A 22,989-nucleotide genomic window follows, 5' to 3' on the forward strand; every position below is an offset into this window, starting at 1 on the left:
ATGCCACAGGGAAAGCCGGCGGTCGTCCCCGACGACGGCATGACCACCAAGCAGCGCCGCAACCGGCCGCTGCTGGTGGTGCACACCGGGGTGATGAAGGGCAAGTCCACCGCCGCCTTCGGACTGGCGCTGCGGGGCTGGAACCAAGGCTGGTCCATCGGCGTATTCCAGTTCGTGAAATCGGCGAAGTGGAAGGTCGGCGAGGAGGCCGCGTTCCGGGCGCTGGGCGAGGTGCACGAGCGGACCGGCCAGGGCGGGCCCGTGCAGTGGCACAAGATGGGCGAGGGCTGGTCGTGGACCCGCAAGCCGGGGACCGACTCCGACCACGCCGCCGCCGCGCTGGAGGGCTGGCGGGAGATCGCGCGCCGGATCCGGGCCGAGGAGCATGGCCTGTACGTGCTCGACGAGTTCACGTATCCGCTGAAGTGGGGCTGGGTGGACGTCGACGAGGTGGTGGCCACGCTGCGCGACCGGCCCGGCTTCCAGCACGTCGTGATCACCGGTAGGGACGCGCCGCCGGCCCTGGTCGAGGCCGCCGACCTCGTGGTGGAGATGACCAAGGTCAAGCACCCGATGGACGCCGGTCAGAAGGGCCAGCGGGGGATCGAGTGGTAGCCAGGCTGGTGATCGCCGCGCCGGCCTCGGGCAGCGGCAAGACCACCGTGGCCACCGGGCTGATGGCCGCCCTGCGCCGGCGGGGCGGCAAGGTCGCGCCGTTCAAGGTCGGCCCGGACTACATCGACCCCGGCTACCACGCGCTGGCCACCGGCCGGCCGGGCCGCAACCTCGACCCGGTGCTGGTCGGCGAGGAGCGGATCGCGCCGCTGTTCCGGCACGGCTCGCTGGGCGCGGACATCGCCGTGATCGAGGGCGTGATGGGCCTGTTCGACGGCCGCATCGGAACCGACGGATTCGGCTCGACCGCCCACGTGGCAAGTCTGCTGGACGCGCCGGTGGTGCTGGTGGTCGACGGCCGGGGGCAGGGCCGCAGCCTTGCCGCACTTCTGCACGGATTCCGCGGCTACGACGCCAAGATCCGGCTGGCCGGGGTCGTCCTGAACCAGGTCGGCTCCGAGCGGCACGAAGAGGTGCTGACCGACGCGTGCGGCGAGATCGGGCTGGACGTGCTGGGAGTGGTCCGGCGCGGAACCGGACTCGAGGTCCCGTCGCGGCACCTCGGTCTCGTCACGGCGGCGGAGCACGGATCCGTTGCCGTGCAGGCGGTCGAGGTGATGGCGGACGCCATCACGGCCGGCGTGGACCTGGACGCGGTCAATGTCCTGGCGGCCACAGCGCCGGAACTGACTGCGGAGCCGTGGCGGCCGGACGTCGAACCGGTGCGCGACAAGCCGGTGGTGGCGGTTGCCGGGGGATCGGCCTTCACGTTCGGTTACGCCGAACACGTGGAGCTGCTCAAGGCCGCCGGCGCCGAGGTAGCCGTGGTGGATCCGTTGCGGGACAAGCAACTCCCCGACAACACCGCCGGGCTGGTGCTGCCGGGCGGCTTCCCCGAGCAGCACGCCGCCGAGCTGTCGGCCAACGACTCCCTGCGCCGGGAGGTCGCGGAGCTGGCCCGGTCCGGCGCCCCCGTGCACGCCGAGTGCGGCGGCCTGCTCTACCTCGTGGACGAATTGGACGGCCTGCCGATGTGCGGCGTGCTCAAGGCCGTGGCGACGATGACTTCACGACTGACCCTCGGCTATCGCGACGCTCTAGCCCCGGTCGAGTCAACATTGCACTCGATCGGGGACCGGGTGACGGGGCACGAGTTCCACCGCACCGCCGTCACGCCCCGGCACGGCGATCAGCCGGCGTGGCGCTGGCGCGGCGCCGAGCCCGAGGGCTTCGTGCACGGCGGCGTGCACGCGTCCTACCTGCACACACATCCGGCCGGCGCCCCGCTCGCCATCCGGCGGTTCGTCGAAAGGTGCGTCAAGTGAGACTGGTCGGACTCGGCGTCGGTCCGGGTGACCCGGAGCTGCTGACCCTCGCCGGCCTGCGTGAGCTGACCGGCGCGGACCGGGTGTTCGTGCCGGTGATGTCGCCGGACGAGGAGGGCCGGTCCGAGGCGGTGGTCCGCGCGCACCTGCCGGCCGACGCCCCGATCGAGCGACTGGTGTTCGCCCTCAACGACGACGTGCGCGGTTCACAACAACGTCGTAACGAACTGTGGGACGCCGCCGGCCGCCGAGTGGCCGAACACCTGCGTGAACACGGCGGCAGCGCCGTGTTCGCGACCATCGGCGACCCGATGATCTACTCCACCTTCACCTATCTCGCGGCCACCGTTCGGCGGTTGCTGCCCGAGGTGGAAGTGGTGCTCAGTCCCGGAATCACGGCGATGCAGGCGGCCGCCAGCGCCGCCGGACTCCATCTGGTGGAAGGCGCCGAGTCGCTCACCCTGGTGCCCGTGACCCGAGAGGTGACCGGGCTGCGGGCCGCCTTGCGGGGTGGCGGTACCGTCGTCGCCTACAAGGGCGGCCGACGACTCGACGAGCTGCGCGCCGAGATCGAGGCCGCCGGGGCGCTGGACCGCTCGGTGTACGCCGAGCATCTCGGCACGCAACGGGCTCGGGTGCTCCCCTTGTCCGATGTGGACGGGTCGGTTGCTGCGCCGTACTTGTCCACCGTCGTGATACTTCCGCCCCGAGGCGGGAGAGGAGAGCAACTGTGAAGTCGGGGTTGGTGTCCTTCGTCGGCGCGGGTCCGGGCGCCGCCGACCTGATCACGCTGCGCGGCGCCCGCCGGCTAGCCGAAGCGGACGTGGTCGTCTGGGCTCCCAGCCTGGTGGACGCCGAGTGCATCCGTGAGCACGTGCGCGATGACGCCGAGCTGGTCGACCTGTCCCGGGTCGGCGCGGACGACATCGTGGAGCTGTTCCGCCGGGCCGCGCGGGACAGGCTGAAGGTGGTCCGGATGATCACCGGCGACCCGGTGCTGTGGGGCGCGGTGCGTGAGCAGGTGGACGCCTGCCGCCGGATCGGCGTGGAGACGGAGATCGTGCCGGGCGTGTCGCCGGTGTCGGCGGCGGTGTCCGCGGTCGGCCGCGACCTGACCGATGCCGACCAGTCGCTGATCCTGACCCGGGTGGACGCCACCGCGCTGCCCGACGCCACCCAGATCCGCCAGTTCGCCGGGCACGGTGCGACGATGGGCGTGTTCGTGGCGGCGGCCCGCACCGGTCAGCTGGTCGAGGAGCTGACCGAGGGCGGCTACCCCGAGGACACGCCGGTTGTCGTGGCGTACAAGACGACCTGGCCGGACGAGCTGCTGCTGACCACCACGCTCGGCGAGCTGGAGGCGACCGTCAAGCAGCGCAAGCTGTGGCGGCACACGCTGTTCCTGGTGGGCAAGGCGATGGCGCCGGGCGCCAAGGCCCGCTACCGCCGCGCCGAGACCGCCGAGCCGGCCGAGGAGACCGTGGAGTCGACCGGCGAGCGCACCGCGCGCCGCACGTCGTGGTCGGCGCGGGCGGGCCGGACCAACCGGATCGCCGCCGCGCGTAGCGACGTGCCGGCGCAGGCCTCCGGCGAGACCTCGCAGGCGGCCTGGCGGGCCGTGCACAGCTGGCAGGCCGACGCCCGGGCGAAGACGCCGGCGCCGAAGACCGCCGCGAAGCCGGACGCCGGCCAGACCACGCTGGACATGCCGGCGGAGGAGCCACAGAAGGTGACCGTGTCCCCGGCGAAGATCGCGCAGGCACCGCGGACCACGGCGCGGGCAGACAAGACCGGGGCCGCCAAGCCGGCGGCCAAGCAGTCGGCGAAGGCACGGACCACGCAGGCGAAGAGGACACGCAAGAGCGGGTGAGCTGATGACGATCACCGTGATCGGGGTGGACGGGGCCGCGCTGCCGCCCGGCGGCGACGCGCTGATGGACAAGGCGACCCTGGTCGTCGGCGGTCGTCGGCACCTGGAGCTGCACGTCCGCAACGGCGCCACCACCATCGAGCTGGGGGCGCTGGACAAGGCGCTGGAGGCGCTGGCCGCGCACACCGCCGAGCACGGCCCGGCGGTGGTGCTCGCCTCCGGCGACCCCGGCTACTTCGGGGTGCTCAGGGCGTTGCGGGACAAGGGAATCCGGCCGCAGGTGGTGCCGGCCCCGTCCAGCGTGCAGCGGCTGGCGGCGCTGGTCGGCCGGCCGTGGGACGACGTCACGGTGGTCAGCGCGCACGGGCGGGGCCTGCGGCAGGCGCTGAACGTCTGCCGGGCCCGGCCGGCGGTCGCGGTGCTCACCGCGCCCGGCGCGGGGCCGGCGGAGCTGGGCGCCGGGCTGACCGGCTGGCGCCGGACCCTGGTCGTGGCCGAGGACATCGGCGGCGACGAGATCGTGTCCACTATGGACGCTGCCGACGCGGCCAGGCGGCCCTGGCGGGAGCCGAACGTCGTGCTGTGCCTGGCCGATCCGGACGCGGTCGCCCCGCGCGGCTGGCTGGCCGGCGGGGAGCCGCTGCCCGGCACGGCCGGCTGGGCGCTGCCCGAGGACGAGTTCGCGCACCGCGACGGCATGGTGACCAAGGCCGAGGTCCGGGCGGTGGCGCTGGCCCGGCTCGCGCCCGCGCCGGGCACGCTGATCTGGGACGTGGGCGCGGGATCCGGCTCCGTCGCGGTGGAATGCGCCCGGTTCGGCGCGGCGGTGGTCGCGGTGGAACGGGATCCGGTGCAGTGCGTGCGGATCATCGCCAACGTCACCACGCACGGCGTGGACGTGCGGGTGGTGGAGGCGGAGTTCCTGGCCGCGGTGCACGGCATGCCGGAGCCGGACGCGATCTTCGTCGGCGGCGGCGGGACCAAGGTGGTGCGGGCGGCGGCCAGCGTCGGCGCGCCGCGGATCGTGGTGTCGCTGGCGGCGGTGGACCGGGTCGCGCCGGCACGGGATGCGTTGCGGGAGAGCGGTTACCGGGTCGAGGGCGTGCAGCTGTCGGCCTCCCGGCTGGCCGACCTGCCGGACGGGTCGAGCCGGTTGTCGGCGGTCAACCCGGTGACGGTGTTGTGGGGGGTGCGGTCGTGATCGGCCTGTTCGCCATCGACGCGGAGCAGCGCAAGACCGCCGTCGAGCTGTCGACGCTGCTGGGCCGGGACACCGTGGTCGCGGACGGCGCGGTGCACCAGGCCGTGCACCGGATGTGGGCCCGGATGGGCGCGGCCGTGCTGCTGATGCCGACCGGCGCCGCGGTGCGGACCATCGCGCCGATGCTGGTGCAGGACGAGTCCTCGCCGGCGGTCGTGTGCGTCACCGAGGGCTTCGTGGTGGTGCTGGCCGGCGGCAGCTCCGGCGGGGCCAACGCGCTCGCCGACCGGATCGCCGAGGTGCTCGGGCTGACCATGGTGCAGTCCACCGGCAGCGACAACACCGGCGACACCGTGCTGGAGCAGCTGGTCGACCAGCTCGACGCCACTGTGGACGGTGACATCCAGGAGTGCGCGGCGGCGATGCTCGACGGCGAGCCGATCCGGCTGCTCAACCCGATGGGCTTCGAACTGCCGCCGATGCCCGACAACGTCGGCCAGAACAACGGCGCCCGCTGGACGATCGTGATCGACGACCGGCTCGCCGAGCCGGTGGCCGACGGCGAGCTGCTGCGCATCGTGCCGCGCACGCTGGTGGTCGGCCTCGGCGCGTCCAAGGGCGTGTCCGGTGACGAGGTCACCTCCGTGCTGTCCATGCTGGAGTGGGACTTCGGGCTGGACCTCCGTGCGGTGCGGGCGTTCGCCAGCATCGACCTGAAGGCCCGCGAGGAAGGCGTGCTGCAGGCCTTGGAGGACTGGAACTTCTGGCACGGGCAGGGCAGCGTCGGCGAGGATCCGCCGCAGCTGCTGACCTATCCGGCCGACACGCTGTCCACTGTGGACGTTCCGAATCCGAGTCCGGTGGTGCAGCGCGAAACCGGCACGCCGAGCGTGGCCGAGGCGGCGGCGCTGTACGCGGCGGCGGAGATGGCGCAGGGGCGGGCCGTGGAACTGGTGGTGCCGAAGGCCAAGGGCGCCAATGTGACGGTGGCGGCGGCGCGCATCAGGCCGTAGTGTGTCGCACGGCCGGGTGAACCGTCGGCCAGCCTGTGCCCGTACGTGCCCCTCGGCGAGTAGAACCGAGGGTGTGCGTCCCTGGACCCGGTACTGGCTGACGGCTGCCGTCGGTGTGCCCGCAGCGTTGGCGTTGATCGGCATCACGGTGCAGGGCAACGACATCGAGCGGCAGATCTCCGCCGAGTCGACGGCGGCCCTGGCCGGCTCGGGCGACGTGGTGGTGAGCGGCCGCGACGTCACGCTCGTCGGCGTGCCGTTCGAGCGGATCCCGGACGCCAAGAAGGCCGTGCAGGCGCTGCCCGGCGTGCGGGCCGTCGCCGCGCGTGACCCGGCACTGGGGCCGCTGATGATCTCCGTGGACGACAAGCAGGTCGTGATCGCCGGCACCACCCAGCAGGAGGCGTGGCGCAAGCAGTTCCTGCACGTGATCGGGGAGTACGCGCACGGCCGCGCGCTCGTGGACCACACCTCGACCAGCCCCGGCACCGACTTCGCGATGACCACCACCGCGGCCGCCGCCCTGGTGTCCGTGCTGACGCTGGAGCCCGGCACGGACGTGAAGGTGTCCGTCGTGGACGGTCAGGTCGTGCTGGACGGGGTGCTGCCGGACGCCACGCGCAAGGCCAACACCGTCGCGCTGCTGCAGCGGCTGTTCGGCAAGGGCGTGGTCGTGGACAAGACCAGGAGTGCCTGATGATGTGGTTGTTCGGCCAGGTTTTCGTGCTGTGCCTGGTGTCGTTCGTGGCCGGTTCGGCGATGACCGCCGTCGTGTTCGTGATGCAGCGCCGGTTCGCGCCGGCGCCGGCCGTCGAGCCCACCGGCGAGCGCCGGATCGTGGAGATGGAGGAGGAATGAGGACGCTGCTCGTCGCCGTCCTGATGCTGGCCTCGGCCGGCGTGGCCGTCGCCGACACCGGCCTGCACGACTGCGGCACCCGGCTCGACCGGACGTCGGCGCTGGGCTGGTGCCGGGGCACCGGGGCCTTCTCGATGGACGTGACCTGCGCGGACGGCACCGTCGAGCACAGCGGCACGGTGTACATCCGGGACGGCTACGGCCTGGTCGGCGCCTCCTGCTTCAACCGCCCCCAGAGCGCTCGGATCGTCGTGAAATCCTGAGCCGTGTGACCGACCAGCTCTCTGTCCTGCGGTCCCGGGTGGACACCGGGCACCTGCCGCCGCTCACCCGCGCCGTCGTGGAGCGGGTGATACTCACCACTGCCGACCCGACCTGGCTCGGCGACCTGGTGCTGGACGAGGCGGCGCTGGCCGCCGGCCGGGACGCGCTGGGCGCGGGGGCGCCGCTGGTCGTGGACGTCCGGATGCTCGCCGCCGCCGTCGCGCCGCGCGAGGCCGTGATCGGGCTGGACATGCCGGGCGTCGCCGAGCTGGCCAAGGCCGAGGGCACGACCCGGTCCGCAGCCGGAATCCGGTTGGCCGCCAAGGCTTTCCCCGACGGAGCGGTGTGGGCCGTCGGCAACGCGCCGACCGCGCTGCAGGAGGTGCTGCGGCTGGCGGCCGACGGTTCGCTGCGGCCGGCGCTGGTGGTCGGCATCCCGGTCGGCTTCGTCGGCTCGGTCGACGCCAAGGCCGCGCTGCGGCGCTCCGGGCTGCCGGCGGCCAGCTCCGCCACCGAGCGGGGCGGGGCGGCGATCGCCGGTTCCGTGGTCAACGCGCTGGTCGACGCATGGCAGGCTGACGGCCATGTCCGTTGAGCAGCACTATCTGGTCGGACTCGACCTGGCCGGCCGGCGCGTGGTCGTGGTCGGCGGCGGCACCGTCGCGCAGCGCCGGCTGCCCCGCTTGGTCGCGTCCGGCGCGGCGGTCGAGGTGATCGCGCCGCACGTCACGCCGGCCGTGCAGGGCATGGCCGACGCCGGCGAGCTGACCTGGCACCAGCGGCGGTACGCCGACGGCGACCTCGACGGCGCCTGGTACGTCGTCACCTGCACGCAGGTGACCGAGGTCAACGAGGCCGTCGCCGCTGAGGCCGAGCGCCGCCGCATCTTCTGCGTCCGGTCCGACGCCGGCACCCAGGGCACCGCCGTCACGCCGGCCGTCGGGGAGCACGACGGGTTGCTGGTCGGCGTGCTGTCCGGCGGGCAGCCCCGGCGCTCCGCCGCCGTGCGGGACGGCGTGCTCACGGCGCTGCGGACCGGCGCAGTGGTCGATCACCCGGAGAAGCCCCGCGAGGGCGGCGTCGCGCTGGTCGGCGGCGGTCCCGGCGACCCGGAGCTGATCACCGTGCGGGGCCGGCGGCTGCTGTCGCTGGCCGACGTCGTCGTGGTCGACCGGCTCGGGCCGATGCAGCTGCTCGACGAGCTGCCGCCGCACGTGCGGGTGGTGGACGCGGCCAAGATCCCGTACGGGCGGGCGGCCAGCCAGGAAGTGATCAACTCGACGCTGATCGAGGAGGCCAAGGCCGGCAAGTTCGTGGTGCGGCTCAAGGGCGGCGACCCGTACCTGTTCGGGCGGGGCTTCGAGGAGCTGCTGGCGTGCGCCGAGGCCGGCGTGCCGGTGACGATCGTGCCCGGCGTGACCAGCGCCTTCGGTGTGCCGGCGGTCGCCGGCGTGCCCGTGACGCACAGGGGTGTCGCACACGAGGTGGTGGTGGTGTCCGGGCACGTCGCCCCGGACGACCCCCGGTCCCTGGTCGACTGGACGGCGCTGGCCCGGCTCAAGGGCACGCTCGTGCTGCTGATGGCCGTGGAACGGATCCGCGCCTTCGCCGACGCCCTGCTTGAGGGCCGCCCCGCCGACACGCCCGTGGCCGTCATCCAGGAAGGCACCACCCGGTCGCAGCGGGTCGTGCGGACGACACTGGCCGAGGTCGCGGACCGGATCGCCGCCGAGGAGATCCGCCCGCCGGCCATCGTGGTGGTCGGCCCCGTAGCCGCCCTGGGCGACCACCTGGGCTGAGACGCGTGTGGGGCCTGCCCGCGACGCGGACAGGCCCCACACCAGCGATTGATCAGTGGTTGTAGCTGCGACGGCGCTCGCCGCCGTAGCTGCGGCCCTCGCCACGGGGACCGCCGTGACCGTGGTCGCCCCGGCTGCCACGCTCGCCGCCGTGACGACGCTCGCCCCAGCTGCGGCCGCCGCGCTCGGCGGAGGACCGCTCGCCGCGGTCGCCCCAGCTGCGGCGCTGGCCGCCACCGCCGACGCCGCCCGGACGCGGGGTGCGCTTCTTCGGCACGAACTCCGGCACCGGCTCGCCGCTCGGCACGCGGGCGCCGGTGATGCGGACCAGCTCCTCGTCGCCGGGGCGGACGTTGGTGCTGGTCGGCTTCACGCCGGCCCGCGAGGTCAGGCCGTGCACGGCGCGCCGCTGGTCGTGCGTGACCAGGGTGACGACGGTGCCGGACTGGCCGGCCCGCGCGGTGCGGCCGGCGCGGTGCAGGTAGTCCTTCGGGTCGGCCGGCGGGTCCACGTGCACGACCAGGCTGACGTCGTCGACGTGGATGCCGCGGGCGGCGACGTCGGTGGCCACCAGCACCGGGGTGGTGCCGTCCCGGAACTCGTTGAGCACCCGGGTGCGGGCGTTCTGCGCCTTGCCGCCGTGCAGCGCGCCGGCGTGCACGCCGATGGAGCGCAGCTTCTTGGTCAGCCGGTCCACGTGGTGCTTGGTGCGGACGAACATGATCGTGCGGCCCTCGCGGGCGGCGACCTCGTTGATCACGTCCGGCTTGTCGTCGTTGGAGACCATCAGCAGGTGGTGCTCCATGGTGGTGACGCTGCCGGTGGGCGGCGACACCGAGTGCACGACCGGGTTGTTCAGGTACTCGCGGACCAGCTTGTCCACGTCCCGGTCCAGGGTGGCGGAGAACAGCAGCTTCTGCCCGCCCGGCGCGACCAGGTCGAGAATGGCGCGGACCTGCGGCATGAAGCCCATGTCGGCCATCTGGTCGGCCTCGTCCAGCGCGGTGAACTCCACGTCGGACAGCACGCAGGTGCCCTGCCGGACGTGGTCGGACAGCCGGCCCGGAGTGGCGATCAGCAGGTCGACGCCGCGGCGCAGCTGGTCGGACTGGCGGGTGAACGAAGTGCCGCCGACGACGGTCCGGCACCACAGGCCCAGCGCCCGCGCGTACGGGGTGAGGGCGTCGCTGACCTGCATGGCCAGCTCACGGGTGGGCACGAGCACGATGGCCCGCGGGTGCAGCGGCTTGGCGTGGCCGCCGTTGAGCCGGCTGAGCAGCGCCAGGCCGAAGGCCAGCGTCTTGCCGGAGCCGGTCTGCCCGCGGCCGAGCACGTCCCGGCCGGCCATGGTGTCGGGCAGGGTGGCGGCCTGGATCGGGAACGGCTCGGCGATGCCGTTGGCGGTCAGCGCGTCCAGCAGGGGCTTGGCCAGCCCCAACTCCTCGAACGAGGGGAGCGGGCCCTCCGGCAGCGTCGAGGGGATGTCCTCGGCGATGCTCGGCTGGTAGGCCTCGACGGGCTTGCTGCTGCGACGGTTCGGGCGGCGACGGTAACCGCCGTTGCCACCGCGGGAGGAAGAAGAGTTGCCGTAACGGCGGTCGGACGATGGTGCGGGCACAAAAAACCTTCCGGAACGTTGGCACGTCACGGGGAGGCGCCGCGGAACGTCGCGGTGATTCACAAGGACGGGCCCGGCGCGCTTGGTCGCGCCGATGGTGGGTGGGGCGCACCGCGATCAAGGTGGGCGTGGCTTCGCGCCACAGCGGTGCTCGTCAACTATATCTGATCATCGGGACGGCCTGCTCCAGCACGTCAGTGAGCTGGCTAACCAGGCGTTGGCCGTCCCTTCTGACGACCAACGCCCGCACCGGTCAGCCCATTCCCGCTTCGGCCAGGAGCTCGCCGATCAGCGCCTCGGCGTTCGCCAGCTCCACCGGCAGGCCCTTGGCCGCGAACCAGGACGTGATGTTGCGCACATCCCGGGCCAGGAACTCCGGCCCGCGCGGGTTGGCCACGATGTCGACCACCTGCGGCAGGTCGATCAGCATCAGCCGGTTGTCGTGCACCAGCAGGTTGTACGCGGAGAGGTCGCCATGGGCCAGGCCCATCGACGCCATCGCGCGGAGCGCCTCGACCAGCTGGTACCACAGCTCCCGCAGCTGCGGGCCGACCGGCCGCAGCTGGGCCAGCCGGGGCGCGGCGGCCCCGTCGGGGTCGCCGAGGAACTCCAGCAGCAGTTCCGTGCCGGTGCGCTGCACCGGGTACGGCACCGGCACGCCGACCGTCCACAGGCGACACAGCGCCGCGAACTCGGCGATCGCCCACTGCTCGGCGATCAGGTTGCGGCCGAACGTCGTCCGGGTGGCGACGGCCCGCATCTCGCGGGACTTGCGCAGCCGGCGTCCCTCCAGGTAGCCGGCGTCCCGGTGGAACATCCGGTGCTCGTTGCTGCGGTACCGCTTGGCCGCCAGCAGCGTCGCTCGGCCGGCGCCGGGCAGCGACCGGCGCAGCAGGAAGACGTCGGCCTCCTTGCCGGTCTTCACCGGCCCCAGCTCGTGGTCGACGGCCGCGGCCTCGGTGATCAGCCACTCGGGCCGGGGCTCGGGGCCCAGGTCGCCGTCGCCCCAGGTGGACCAGCGGTCGGCCCCCTCGGGCAGCGCGTCCGTCTCCATCGCGTCCGCGCGCGCCTGGGCGAGCAGCCCCCTGGCCTCCTCGGTCAGGCGGCCGCGGCGGGTGGGACGGGGTTCGTCGTCGTCGAACCGGCGCCTGCCGCGGCGCCGGTCAGAGGTGGGGTAACTGTCGGGCAGGTCGAAATCGAAGTCGTGCTCGCGCACTGGTGAGGTCTCCTCAAGAAGGAACTGGGAAGACGCCCCACCGAGACGGTTCTCGCTACGCGGACCTCAGCGGGACGCCGGGACGGGTGCAGGCCACGCCCCAGACGACAGTCGTTGCCATGAGGCACCTCCTCCGGTCGATCCACGCACTTCAGCGGTCGGCGGGGATCATGCCGCCGACCGCTCGGGCCCCGCAACCGATTTACGGCTTGCGGCCGACCGCCGCGTAGACGGCCGACTCCTCCGGGTGCGGGCCGACGTCCTCGGGCGACTCCGGGCGCCACTGCGGCGTGAACACGACTCCCGGCTCCACCAGGTCGAATCCGTCGAACATCGCGGTGAACTCCGCCTTGGAGCGCGCGGTCACCGGGTTCTGGCTGTCGCGGTACAGGTCGATCAGCTGCCGGACCTGCTCGCCCATGGCGTCCATGGTCACGTGTGACAGCGCGAGATAGCTGCCGCTGGGCAGCGCCGAGCGATAACGAGCCGCCAGCGCGAGCGGTTCGTCGGAGTCGGGGATGAAGTGGTAGACGGCGACCGTCAGCAGCGCGATCGGGCGGCCGAAGTCCAGCATCTGCCGGGTCTTCTCGTGCCCGAGAATGCTGTCCGGGTCGCGCAGGTCGGCCTCGATGGCCACGGCGTTCGGGTTGCCCTCCAGCAGCAGGTCGCTGTGCGCGACGGCGACCGGCTCGTTGTCCACGTAGACGACGCGGGCGTCCGGGTTGGCCTTCTGTGCGATCTCGTGCACGTTGCCGGCGGTCGGGATGCCGGAGCCGATGTCCAGGAACTGGTCGACGCCCTGGTCGCACAGGTAGGCCACGGCCCGGCGCAGGAACGCCCGGTTGAGCCGGGTGAAGTCGTAGACGCCCGGCGCGACCGCGGCGACCTTGCGGCCCAGCTCCCGGTCCACCTCGAAGTTGTAGCTGCCGCCGAGGAAGAAGTCGTAGAGGCGGGCGGCGCTGGCCTTCTCGATGTCGACGTCCTTCGGAGCCCAGTCCGGCCGGTCCACTTCAACCCCTTCCTCGGCGGTCACCAGTCGGGGTCGACCGTGCCCGCGATGATCATCGGTTCCACCTCGAAGGGCAGCGACGGCGGCCCGAAGTGGCCGCCCTGCCCCAGTTCCACGCCCAGCTCCCGCAACGCGGTGGCGTGCCGCTCGTGGTGCACGCCGACCGCGTACACCGGCAGCTCGGCCAGCTGCGCCGCGGACACCACGTCCCCGATCGCCCGCTGGGCCGACGGCTCGGGCTTGTCGTCCTCGCCGAGCGTGGCGACGAAGTCCGCCGCCAGCTTCACGCCGTGCACCGGCAGGTCGGTCAGCCCGTGCGGGCAGCCGTTCGCCGTCATGCCGCTCACCAGCACCCGGAAACCCATGTCCGACAACACGGTCAGCACCTCGGCCGGGTCGCCGTCGGGATCGCGCAGCATGCTGTTGTCGACCTCCAGCGCGAGCTGGTCGTACCGCGCGCCGCTGGCCTCGACCACGGCCCGCAGCAGCGCCACGATCTCCTGGTCGCACACCATCCGGTTGGGCAGCGCCACCGACACCGGCGGCGTCCGGTCGCCGTGCTCGTCGTGCCACTGCCTGGCCTGGTCACAGGCCTGCCGCAAAGCCCAGCTGCCCAGCGGCAGCATGTGCCCCGTGCGCTCGGCCAGGTGCAGGAAGTCCTTGGCGGACAACACACCCTGCTCGGGGTGGTCCCAGGACACGATCGTCGAGAAGCCGGCGAGGCTGCGGTCGCCGATGCGGGCGATCGGCTCGAACTCCACGGTGAACTGGTCGCCGCGCAGGGCCGCCGGCAGCTGCGCGGCCAGCACGAAGTCGCGGCGCTGGCGGTTGCCCCGGTCCGACTCGAACAGCTGCCACTGGGCCCGACCGTCCTGCTTGGCCCAGTGCATGGCCAGCTCCGCGTCCGCCAGCAGCTGCGACGGATCCGAGCCGGCCGCCGCCCGCTCCACGATGCCGACGCTGGCCGTCACCGAGTACTCGCGGCCCCCGGCCAGCACCGGCTCGGCGATCCGGGCCATCGCCCGCTCGACGACGCCGATCATCGCCGGGGTGGTGGACCGGACCACCAGCAACGCGAACCGGTCGCCGTCGACCCGGCCGAGCAGCCCGGTGTCGTCGTCCACCACGGCCCGCAGCCGGTCCGCGGTGGTCTTGAGGATCTTGTCGCCGACCTGGTCGGACACGCCCGCGTTGATCACCGACATGCCGTCCAGGCCGAAGCAGGCCAGGCCGATCCGGTCGCCCGGGCCGAGGCCGCCGACCGCCGTCTCCACCTTGGACACGAACAGCGCCCGGTTGTGCAGGTTGGTCAGCGGGTCGTGGGCCACCTGGTGCGACCACCGGTCCTGCAACAGGTGCAGGTCGGAGATGTCCTCGATCATCACCACCGGGTAGTCCGGCTGGCCGTTCTCGTCCTTGATCAGCGTGACGGCGATGTGCACCCAGATGGGCTCGCCGTCGCTGCGCAGCATCTGCTGTTCGGAGCGCAGCGAGGTGTACGTGCCGTTGATCAGCTTGCGGTAGGCGGCGGACACCTCCTCGGCGTCCTTGCGCGGCATCAGGTCGTACGGCGTGCGCTGGCGCAGCTCGTCGGCGGTGTAGCCGAGCATCTCCTGCATCGCCAGGTTGGAGCTGACGATGTGGCCCTGGATGTCGCCGATGGCGATGCCGACCACCGACTCGGTGAACACGGTGCGGAACCGGCGTTCGCTGGCCCGCAGGGCCTTCTCCGCCGCGTCGCGGGCCCGGAACACCGCCTTCTTCAAGGTCTCCTGCTGCTGGAAGATGTGGTCGCGCAGGGCCTCGACGTAGCCGCAGGCGACCGCGCCGAGCAGGTCCACCAGCCGGTCGTCGTCGGCCTCGTGCCGCAGCTGCCGGCCCAGCACCCGGATGGTGGCGTCCAGCGCCTTCGGCCCGACCAGCTGGGTGGCGACCAGGCCGTGGCCGACCTCGATGGCCTGGGTGTGGTCGAAGGTGTCGGCGCGCACCGATGCCGTGAGCAGCTCGGCGAAGCCGGTGAGGATGACCTGGAGCTCGCCCCGCGACAGCGGGACGTTGCTGGTCGGCAGCACCGCGCCGGCCCACAGCCGCGCGAATTCAGCGAGGCCGGGATACATCGCCCCGCCCTGCTCCGACTCGCCCGTCATCCCGCCTCTCCAGCCGTGATCAGACGACTGTAGCCCGGACTAGTCCGTCACCACGAGGTCAACTGCGCGGTCGCCGGTCTGGCGCAGCATCAGCCCCGCCGCGGTGGCCGTGCGGACCAGGCCGGACACCGACGACGGCTCTTTCGGGGCCGTCACGAGCACCCGTGCGAGCCTGCCCTTGTACGCCTTGTTGTGGTGGCTGACCGTCCGGCCGTTGGGCATGATCACCTTCACCGTCACGGCGTCCGGGATGCGGGCCAGCGCCGCGTAGGCGCCCGAGCGCATGTCGATGACGAGGTCGTCCGCGCCGGCCAGCACCGGCTCCAGCTCCGGCCGCCACAGCGAGCTGAGCGTGCCGATGCCGGGCAGCGAGCTGCCGCCGGACAGCCGGTAGGCCGGGATCGGGTCGCCCGCGCGCACCACGCCGAACAGCGCCGACGCCACCGCGAGCCGCTTGTCCGCGCGCGACTTCTCCGTCTTCGTCAGGGTTTTCGCGTCCAGGGCGTCGTAGAGCACGCCCGTGTACCGGGACAGCGCCGGCGCGGTCGGTGACGTCAGCAGCGCGGCGTTGCGGTGCACCTCGTGGTGCTGGCGCTCGGACAGCTCCAGCGCCCGCAGGCTCGCCGGCACGTCCGCGGCCAGCGCCACCAGCGCGTCCGACAGCTTGCGGCGCAGCGGCGTCAGCTCGGGGAAGGACAGCGCGTCCAGGTCGAGCGGGCCGCCGGCGCCGCCGTCGGACTTCGTCTCGGACGGGGGGAGCAGCACCAGCACCGGGCGAGATTACCGTGACCGGCCCGGCCGGTCCTGCCGGCGTTTACCGGCGGGCCTTGTCCGGCCGACGTGATCGCGCTTACACTCGTTTTGCCTCCGCCGAAAAACCACTTTCCCGTGGTCGCGCTCGACCCTGACGAATTCCGAGCGGATCCGGGTTGAGGAGGACGTGCGTGTCTCGAAGGATTCGCATGCTCGGCGGTATTCTCGCCGCCGCATCCCTGCTTCTGGTCGCGCCCGACGCCTATGCGCAGGTGGAGAGCGGCAGTTGGAAAACCTGGAGTCCCGGCTACAACGTCCAGCAGGTCGGCTGCGGCTCGGTCAGCGGGTCGACGTTCAAGCTGACCTGCTCGAACTCCAGCGGCGAGCAGCGCGCCGAGCGCCGCTACGACACCTACAGCGGCGGCACCCACCAGTTCGAGGGCTATTTCAAAATCAACAGCATGGGCGGCAGCCGGATCAGCCTGAAGCAGACGTTCGGCAGCGGGCCGTTCTTCCTGCTCGCGGTCGAGTCCGGCGGAAGGATGTACAGCGTCGAGGGCGGCGCCACCATTTCCGGCGGCGCCACCGTCGGGACCACGGTGCGGGTGAATACCGTGAACCAGGTCGGGTCGACGCACCGGACGTACATCAACGGGTCGCTGAAGAACACCGTCAACAGTCCGAGCGGCAGCTACTACGACAAGCTCGGCGCCTACCGCACCGCCAGCGGGCAGGGGCCGATCTCGGTGACGTGGAGCAACATCAGGTTCTGGACGAAGTGAGCCGGTGACCGCCCGGTCGGTTCCGTCGACCGGGCGGTCCCGCACCCTGCGATCACCGAGGCAACACCGTGAAACGTGCGCTCGTGCTCTGCTGCGCCGCCGTCGGGGCGGCGCTGACCGCCTGCTCCGCCGCGGCCCAGCCGGTGGCCGGCACCACGCTGGCCGCCACGATGACCTCGCCCGTCGACATCAGGCTGGACTGGACCGGGACCGATCCGGCCGCCGCCGGGCGGATCGTCGAGTTCGCCACCGCGCCGGACGGGCCGTGGACGACGTTGCAGTTCATGCCGGTGCGTCAGGACAGCTACACCCATCCCGACCTGATGCCGCAGACCTCGTTCTACTACCGGCTCCGGCCCTACTACGGGCCGGCGTCCGACGCCGTCGACGTCACCGTGCCGGGCGGTTCCGCCGGCAACGACGACAAGGACTGGCCCGCCCCCGCCACCCTGCCCGGCGGGCCGGCGGTCACCCACTCCGTCCGGGACGGCACGCCCGCCGGCGCGCCGTCCGGGCTGAAGGCGAAAGTCCTTCAGTCCAACGGCATCCAGTTCACCTGGACCGACAACGCCAGCGATGAGGAGGGATACCTGGTCGAGGACAAACCGGCCGGCGCCGCCGACTACAAGGTGGTCGCCGTGCTGGACAAGGACATCAACTCCTTCGCCCTGATCACCCTGCCGGACGAGGACAAGGCGTCGTACCGGGTCCGGGCCTTCTACTACGGCCCGTCCTCCAACGTCGTGACCAGGAAAACCGGAGGTCAGTGAGGCAGCGGCTCCCGCGGGTCAGGCGAACGCGGGGGCCGTCTCCAACAGGTCCAGGAACGCCTGCTGGTGGACGGTGAGGTCGTCGCCGGAGTACAGCGCCGGGTTGCCGTCGAAGTCGATACGGGGACCGGAGCCGCCCTGGCCGCCGTGCACGGTGATGGTGAGGTCCTCGACGGGGCCGGCCGCCAGGGTGTGGGCGACGGCGGGGTGGTGGTCGAAGGCGAGCTCGTAGCTGATGGGGTTGATGTCGACGACGGGCCCGTAGAGCCGGGGCACATGGAGTTCGTGGCGCAGCAGCTCGGAGCGGTACCGCTCATGGGGCTGGCAGACCTTGACCTCCTCGGCGATGTCGCCGGCGAGCTCGGTCAACGACGCGCCGGGCGGGGTGAGCACCCGCAGCGGCATGGTGTTGGACGTCGAGCACGGCACGTTGAGGGCGGCGGTGCGCCGGCGGCACATGCGGGGAACGCCCAGCACGACCTCGGAGGTGCCGGTGACGTGCCGCAGGTACGCGGCGACGGCGGCGATGACGACGGCGGACCAGCTGGTGCGGCAGCGGCCGGCGACCTCGGCCCAGTCCTCCAAGGCGGTCCGGGGCAGCTCCACGGTCCGGCGCAGCACGCCGGCGGACGGCGAAGCGGTGCCCTCGACGAGGCTGATGGGCATGGGCGCGTCGGCGAACCGGTCCAGCCAGAACCGACGGTCCCGCCGCCAGCCGGCGGACAGCGCGTAGGCGACGTCCTCGTCCACCACGGGTCGTAAGGGGTCGAACGGTTCGCCGTCGAGGCCGCTGTACAGCTCGGAGACCCGGCGGTCCATGAGGAAGAGCCCGTAGCGGTCGAGGGCGATCCGGTGGCTGCGGTGGTACCACAGCACCCGCTCGGCCGACACGGTGATCAGCGCCTGCCGGAACAGCGGCCCCTCGGCCAGGCTGACGGGATCGGCGAGGTCGGACCGCATCCACGCCAGCGCGGCGGACAGCGGATCGGGCGAAGCGCTGACGTCGACGGTCTCCAGCTGGAACGGCCGCACCGCTACGACGTCCTGGCAGCCGACGACGGCGAACCGCATGTGCAGCGCCTCGGCCTCGGCGACGGCCCGCCGGGTGGCGGCCTCGAACCGGTCGTGGTCGACGGGCCCCGCGATGTCGACGTACTCGGCGACGTTGTGCGCGGCGCCGCCGGGATCCGCCTGGTGCGCCGAGAAGATCCCGTGCTGTGCGGCGGACAGCGGCCACCGGGACGTCGAGAACGCGGTCATGCTCATCCCCCTGAGGTGACGGTGGCCAGCGCCGCGCGGGCCTGGGCCCGTCCGTGCGCGACGACGGTCCTGGCCACGTCCGGGTCGAACCGGGCGAAGCCGGACACCTCGAACTCGTCGGTCGGCTCGACCAGCACGAACCGGGGCGTTCCGCCCGGTCTCAGCTCGGCGAGTTGCCTGGTGTGCTCGTAGTCCCGCAGCACCGCGAACCGGGCGACGTTCTCGAACGCCAGGCCCAGCGCGTCGCCGAGCGAGGCGGGTTCGCCGGACTGCCGCCCGCACGAGGACGTCACGACCACGACGGTCTCCGGCTCGTACGCCATCGCCGGCCGCAGCGGCGTGTTGGCGACCATGCCGGCGTCCACGTAGGTGCGGCCGTCGATGTGCACGGGCGGGAACAGGATCGGGGCCGCGGCCCCGGCCATCAGGTGATCGACGGTCAGCTGCACCTCAGTGAAGCCCGACCCGGGCGGCGCGGAGTTGGTGAAGTGCACGACCTCGCCGCTGCACTCCTCGACGGCCGCGACCACGACCCGCACGCCGTCCCGGATGCGCAGCCGTTCCCCGCCCAAGGCGGCGGTCAGCGTCTTACGGGCCGGCGCGGTGTCCAGCAGCCAGGTCCAGCCGACGGAGTCCAGCGCGTAGCCCATCAGGTCGCTCGTCGGCAGCCGCACCAGGCCGGCGGGCCGCAGCAGCCGCCACAGGTCCAGCCGCGGCTTGTACACGTCGTGGCCCTGCACGGAGATCCACAGCTCCACCAGCTGCTCCGGCGACATCCCGGCGGCCAGCAGCCCCGCGTTCAATCCGCCGGCTGACGTGCCGGACAGCACGGTCGGGTGCAGCCCCACGTCGGCCAGGCCTTGGGCGACGCCCGCGCCGAAGTACGCCGCCGAGGCCCCGCCGCCGGACAGCACGAGGGCGACCTCGTCGCTCATGACGTCAACCTCGGGCGGTACACCTGCCACAGGGAGCCCAGGAAGAACGTGCCGAACCGCTCCAGAGCCCCCGGGCTGCCGGCCCGGATCGTGGTCAGCTCGCGCAGGAAGTCCCGCCGACCCAGCTTCAGCGTCCCCGCGCCGAGCGTGACCCCGTCGGCCAGCACCTTCGCGTGCAGGGTGGTGGTGTCCGGCCAGATCGCCGTCGGCGGCCCGGCCCGCAGCTCCTTGTGCCCGCTGAGCAGCAGACGGCGGCCGCGGTCGTCGGTGAACGGCAGCCGGTAGCGCATCCGCCGCCGGCCGCCGGCGGACTCGGTCACCATCAGCTCCACGCGGCCGCGCGCGACCAGCAGCCGACCGCCCAGCGCCGGGCAGTCCAGCCAGCCGGTGGCCGTCGCCTCGTGCCGGGGGTCGGCCAGGAACGCGTCCATGTCCTGGATCGCCACGGTCACGCGCAGCCGCAGCGGAGCTGGCCCCTCTCGTTCACCGAGGGTGACCTGGCCGGCCATCTCCTCGGTGAACGAGAGGGCGGCTGCACCGGTCCGACCCCCGCTGAGACGGGCCGGTGCGGCCGGAGTGGCCTGCGTCGTTCCCCCTGAACGGCGCTGACCACCGCGCGCGGGTGACCTCCCCGACATCCCGCGCGCGAGCAACAGATGATCGCAGAGACGGTCGGCCATCGCGGCGATCGTCAGCGAGGGGTTCGCGCCCACCGGTCCCGGCATCGCGGCCCCATCGGCAACGTACAGGCCCGGATGCCCGAACACCTCACCGTAAGGGTCGCAGACTCCCTCGCCGGGGTGGCGGCCGATCGGCGCGCCACCGAGCGGATGGGCAACGGCCAGGCGCTTGCGGAACCACAGCGGGTTGTCCAGGTACTCCCCGCCGAGGGCGGCGGTGATGTCCCGCATGGTCCCGCGCACCCGGTCCAGATAGGACCGGCTGGTCTCGGTCGTCCACGACACGTCCAGCTCGCCGTCGCGCAGCCGCATCACGCCGTCCGGCACGTCGCGGCCCATGCCCAGCAGCGGCAGCGAGCAGTTGGACAGCGAGCCGGTGCCGATCAGCTGGCCGATGCCGTGCTCCAGATGGTCGGGGCCGGCCCAGCGCAGGGCCGCGCGCAGCCGGTTCATGCTGAATCCGGCCAGCCGCGACAGATCGCCCCGCACGTCCATGTTCTGCACGAGCCAGTCCAGGATCACCGGGTAGCCGGAGTCCTGGATGTAGAAGCCCCGCCCGATGCCGCCGTCCTCGTCCAGCTCGTCCGGCACGCGGATGGTGCTGGTGATCACCGGTCCCCGGCTGGCGTGCATCGCCCGCGGGCGGCCGTCGCGGCGGGTGTGCAGCGCGAACGACAGCATGTCGCCGTTGCCGCTGAACCGGGTGCCGAGCGCCGGGCTGAGGCCGGGCAGGTGGGCGCGGTTGCCCAGCAGCAGCCGGGTGGTGCCGAACGAGCCGGCGGCCAGGATCAGGCGCTCGCAGTCGATGCGCTTGGACACCGCGCTGCCGTCCATGGCGTGCAGCAGGTAGCGGACCTGGTAGCCGGGACCGCCGGGGCGGATGGCCTGCACCTCGCACATCGTGCGCAGGTCGGCGCCGGCCGCCTTGGCCGCGGACAGGTACGTGTGGTCGAGGGTGTTCTTGGCGCCGTCGTTGCAGCCGAAGTCGCATTCGCCGCACAGCCGGCAGGTGCGCCGGGGCAGCCCGTGCAGGTTGCCGTAGGACGGCTCGATCACCGGCAGCCCGATGCCCGGCTGCCCGTCCGGCTTGGGCGCGAACGCCACCGCCAGCGGCGGGAGCTGCCAGTCCAGCCCCAGCTCGACCGCCGCCTCCCGGAAGGCCTCGGTCTTGGGCACGCCGGCGAACTGCGGGTCGTCGAACGGGTAACGGCTCGGCGTCAGCATCGCCTCGACGGCGTCGTAGTGCGGGTCGAGGTCCTCGCGGGTGACCGGCCAGTAATCGTAGCCGCCGCCGGGCAGCTCGGCGTCCTTGACGAACCAGCGCTCGTCCTTGCGCAGCAGCACGTTGGCGTAGATCAGCGACCCGCCGCCCAGCCCGGCCGAGACCACCGAGTCGAAGCCGCGGAACTCCAGCACGTCGAACAGGCCGTAGTCGGCCTGCTCCGGGTTCCAGAAGTTGTGGTGCATCTCCGCCGGGGTCCGGGCGAAGCTGCCCGGCGGCCAGGCCCGGCCGCGTTCCAGCACGACGACCGACAGGCCGGCGTCGGCCAGCCGGTGCGCGGCGACGGAGCCGCCGAACCCGGAGCCGACGATCACCACGTCGGCGGTCTCGACCCCGGCCATCAGCCCGCCGCCCGCTTGAGGAAGTCCACGATGTGCGGAAACACCTCGAGGTCGGCGTGCTTGCCGATGAACGGGTCGAGGTGGCCGTAGCCGGGCAGCACCCGCAGCTCGTGCCGGCCCGGCGCGGCCTCCTCCAGCCGGCGGTGGAACACCTGCTGGGAGTCGGTGAACACGCGGTTGTGCGAGCCGGTGAGCAGCAGCAGCGGGGTGCGTACGGCGCCGAGGTCGGCGGTGTAGTCCTCGCCGGTGTCGTAGGCGACGGCCCGGCCGGCGAAGATGATCTTGCGCACGTGCCGGTCGTAGTGCACGCCGCTGGCCTGGCAGATGTCGCCGATCCGGTGGTGGGTGACCGGTAGCAGGTTGGCGTGCTCGTACATGGCCGGCCAGCCGGTGCCCCACATCGCGCTGAGCATGTGGCAGGCCGGCACCGAGCACTCCGGGTGCAGCACCGACATCAGCTTGGACACCGTCCAGCCGGTGGTGAACGCGGGCGCGCTGCCCCACTGCGGGTCCAGGTACGGCTGGTTGAGCGCGTACTCGACCACGTCCGGGCCGGCGACCAGGCGCACCCGCGACCACAGCGGCACCCGCGGCGTGAGGCCGACGCTGTTGCACACCACGCTCGCGATCTCCCCGATCACGCCGCTGAACAGGCTCATCAGGAAGGACACGGAGCCGAGGCAGTGCGCGACCACGTGGATCCGCCGCCCCCCGACGTGGCGGCGGAGCTCGGTGAGCGCCGCGGGGTAGTCGTGGCGCGCGAGGTCGTCGAGGGTGAACCGGTGGGCCGACTTGTTGTACGGCAGCCGGTTGCTCATCCGGGAGTCCAGCGTCCACACCTCGCCGAACCCGTTGTCCAGCAGGTGGCTGACCAGATTCCGGTGCTCGGGCATGACGAACATGTCCATGGACGAGGTCAGGCCGTGCACCAGCAGCACCACGTCGTCGGCGTGCTCGCGGCGGAAGCGGGTCAGGTTCAGGCCGAGGCCGTCCATCGTGGTGACCGGGTGAACGCTCACATCCGCGTCGCGTACACCCTCGAGTGTGTACAGCGGGATTTCCCGGTTCATCGCGCCCCCCAGCGACTCGGTGGATGGTCAACGTCACCCTGACGGACCAGCGTCCCCATTTCCATCGTGGTAAACCACGACATTCGGTGTCGGGCCCGGCCCGACCTACAGCTGAACGAGGTACGCCCAGGTCGGAACGCATGTCCGTTCCGTGACCGTTTTTGACGTGGCTGCGGGCCGG

22 protein-coding genes are annotated in these 22,989 nt (G+C 72.4%); 13 read left to right on the plus strand and 9 right to left on the minus strand.

From position 1 onward, the window contains the following. The 11 genes from cobO to cobA all read left to right on the plus strand — a co-directional run bounded on the left by cobO (window position 1) and on the right by cobA (window position 8,945). The gene (gene cobO, locus BJ998_RS26820; RefSeq protein ID WP_184866031.1) at window positions 1–615 is read left to right on the plus strand and encodes a cob(I)yrinic acid a,c-diamide adenosyltransferase; all 615 of its coding nucleotides are present in this window, start codon (window positions 1–3) and stop codon (window positions 613–615) included. Beyond that, entirely contained in the window at window positions 609–1,940 is a 1,332-nt protein-coding gene (locus tag BJ998_RS26825) for a cobyrinic acid a,c-diamide synthase CobB (RefSeq protein ID WP_184866033.1), read from the plus strand. Before cobO ends, BJ998_RS26825 begins: the two co-directional genes overlap by 7 nt. Then, entirely contained in the window at window positions 1,937–2,674 is a 738-nt protein-coding gene (gene cobI / locus BJ998_RS26830) for a precorrin-2 C(20)-methyltransferase (protein ID WP_184866035.1), read from the plus strand. Before BJ998_RS26825 ends, cobI begins: the two co-directional genes overlap by 4 nt. After that, window positions 2,671–3,810 carry an SAM-dependent methyltransferase gene (locus BJ998_RS26835; RefSeq protein WP_184866036.1) on the plus strand — a complete coding sequence of 380 codons (1,140 nt, stop codon included), beginning with the start codon at window positions 2,671–2,673 and terminating at the stop codon, window positions 3,808–3,810. Before cobI ends, BJ998_RS26835 begins: the two co-directional genes overlap by 4 nt. Window positions 3,811–3,814: 4 nt before the next feature. After that, the gene (gene cbiE, locus BJ998_RS26840; protein WP_184866037.1) at window positions 3,815–5,011 is read left to right on the plus strand and encodes a precorrin-6y C5,15-methyltransferase (decarboxylating) subunit CbiE; all 1,197 of its coding nucleotides are present in this window, start codon (window positions 3,815–3,817) and stop codon (window positions 5,009–5,011) included. Further along, window positions 5,008–6,024, plus strand: a complete 1,017-nt coding sequence (locus BJ998_RS26845) for a cobalamin biosynthesis protein (RefSeq protein WP_184866038.1) — start codon at window positions 5,008–5,010, stop codon at window positions 6,022–6,024. Before cbiE ends, BJ998_RS26845 begins: the two co-directional genes overlap by 4 nt. A 73-nt stretch (window positions 6,025–6,097) precedes the next feature. Next, window positions 6,098–6,721: a hypothetical protein gene (locus tag BJ998_RS26850; protein WP_184866039.1), complete on the plus strand. Its 624-nt coding sequence runs from the start codon at window positions 6,098–6,100 to the stop codon at window positions 6,719–6,721. Beyond that, window positions 6,721–6,882 carry a hypothetical protein gene (locus tag BJ998_RS26855; RefSeq protein ID WP_184866040.1) on the plus strand — a complete coding sequence of 54 codons (162 nt, stop codon included), beginning with the start codon at window positions 6,721–6,723 and terminating at the stop codon, window positions 6,880–6,882. The genes BJ998_RS26850 and BJ998_RS26855 overlap by 1 nt, the downstream gene beginning before the upstream one ends. Further along, on the plus strand, window positions 6,879–7,145 hold the full coding sequence (locus BJ998_RS26860; protein ID WP_184866041.1) for a hypothetical protein: 267 nt from the start codon (window positions 6,879–6,881) through the stop codon (window positions 7,143–7,145). Before BJ998_RS26855 ends, BJ998_RS26860 begins: the two co-directional genes overlap by 4 nt. A gap of 5 nt (window positions 7,146–7,150) precedes the next feature. Further along, entirely contained in the window at window positions 7,151–7,741 is a 591-nt protein-coding gene (locus BJ998_RS26865) for a precorrin-8X methylmutase (protein WP_312890342.1), read from the plus strand. Continuing rightward, window positions 7,731–8,945, plus strand: coding sequence for a uroporphyrinogen-III C-methyltransferase (gene cobA, locus BJ998_RS26870; RefSeq protein ID WP_184866042.1), 1,215 nt, complete (start codon window positions 7,731–7,733; stop codon window positions 8,943–8,945). The genes BJ998_RS26865 and cobA overlap by 11 nt, the downstream gene beginning before the upstream one ends. A 52-nt stretch (window positions 8,946–8,997) precedes the next feature. Here the strand turns inward: cobA and BJ998_RS26875 are convergent, their stop codons facing one another. The 5 genes from BJ998_RS26875 to yaaA all read right to left on the minus strand — a co-directional run bounded on the left by BJ998_RS26875 (window position 8,998) and on the right by yaaA (window position 15,706). After that, window positions 8,998–10,563: a DEAD/DEAH box helicase gene (locus BJ998_RS26875; RefSeq protein ID WP_184866043.1), complete on the minus strand. Its 1,566-nt coding sequence runs from the start codon at window positions 10,561–10,563 to the stop codon at window positions 8,998–9,000. A gap of 253 nt (window positions 10,564–10,816) precedes the next feature. Further along, complete coding sequence (locus BJ998_RS26880) at window positions 10,817–11,779, minus strand: serine protein kinase RIO (RefSeq protein WP_184866044.1); 963 nt, start codon at window positions 11,777–11,779, stop codon at window positions 10,817–10,819. Window positions 11,780–11,981: 202 nt separating this feature from the next. Next, on the minus strand, window positions 11,982–12,788 hold the full coding sequence (locus tag BJ998_RS26885) for an SAM-dependent methyltransferase (protein WP_184866045.1): 807 nt from the start codon (window positions 12,786–12,788) through the stop codon (window positions 11,982–11,984). A gap of 20 nt (window positions 12,789–12,808) precedes the next feature. Beyond that, window positions 12,809–14,935, minus strand: a complete 2,127-nt coding sequence (locus BJ998_RS26890; RefSeq protein ID WP_184866046.1) for a putative bifunctional diguanylate cyclase/phosphodiesterase — start codon at window positions 14,933–14,935, stop codon at window positions 12,809–12,811. A gap of 39 nt (window positions 14,936–14,974) precedes the next feature. Next, window positions 14,975–15,706, minus strand: a complete 732-nt coding sequence (yaaA, locus tag BJ998_RS26895; RefSeq protein WP_184866047.1) for a peroxide stress protein YaaA — start codon at window positions 15,704–15,706, stop codon at window positions 14,975–14,977. A 191-nt stretch (window positions 15,707–15,897) separates the two neighbouring features. Between yaaA and BJ998_RS26900 the strand changes: the two genes are divergently transcribed. Next, on the plus strand, window positions 15,898–16,470 hold the full coding sequence (locus BJ998_RS26900; protein WP_184868954.1) for a hypothetical protein: 573 nt from the start codon (window positions 15,898–15,900) through the stop codon (window positions 16,468–16,470). Between the two features lie 68 nt (window positions 16,471–16,538). Beyond that, complete coding sequence (locus BJ998_RS26905; protein ID WP_312890343.1) at window positions 16,539–17,240, plus strand: fibronectin type III domain-containing protein; 702 nt, start codon at window positions 16,539–16,541, stop codon at window positions 17,238–17,240. An 18-nt stretch (window positions 17,241–17,258) separates the two neighbouring features. Here the strand turns inward: BJ998_RS26905 and BJ998_RS26910 are convergent, their stop codons facing one another. The 4 genes from BJ998_RS26910 to BJ998_RS26925 are packed head-to-tail and all read right to left on the minus strand — an operon-like array spanning window position 17,259 to window position 22,757. Further along, the gene (locus tag BJ998_RS26910; protein WP_184866048.1) at window positions 17,259–18,500 is read right to left on the minus strand and encodes a condensation domain-containing protein; all 1,242 of its coding nucleotides are present in this window, start codon (window positions 18,498–18,500) and stop codon (window positions 17,259–17,261) included. A gap of 2 nt (window positions 18,501–18,502) precedes the next feature. Continuing rightward, window positions 18,503–19,435 (minus strand): patatin-like phospholipase family protein, encoded by a 933-nt coding sequence (locus tag BJ998_RS26915; RefSeq protein ID WP_184866049.1) that lies wholly within the window; start codon window positions 19,433–19,435, stop codon window positions 18,503–18,505. Then, window positions 19,432–21,738 (minus strand): GMC oxidoreductase, encoded by a 2,307-nt coding sequence (locus tag BJ998_RS26920; RefSeq protein ID WP_184866050.1) that lies wholly within the window; start codon window positions 21,736–21,738, stop codon window positions 19,432–19,434. The genes BJ998_RS26915 and BJ998_RS26920 overlap by 4 nt, the downstream gene beginning before the upstream one ends. Continuing rightward, a complete protein-coding gene (locus BJ998_RS26925) occupies window positions 21,738–22,757 on the minus strand; it encodes an alpha/beta fold hydrolase (protein ID WP_221338133.1) in 1,020 nt (339 codons plus the stop codon). Before BJ998_RS26925 ends, BJ998_RS26920 begins: the two co-directional genes overlap by 1 nt. Between the last annotated feature and the right edge of the window lie 232 nt (window positions 22,758–22,989).

Origin of the sequence: Kutzneria kofuensis, from assembly GCF_014203355.1 — a bacterium.
Lineage (GTDB): Bacteria > Actinomycetota > Actinomycetes > Mycobacteriales > Pseudonocardiaceae > Kutzneria > Kutzneria kofuensis.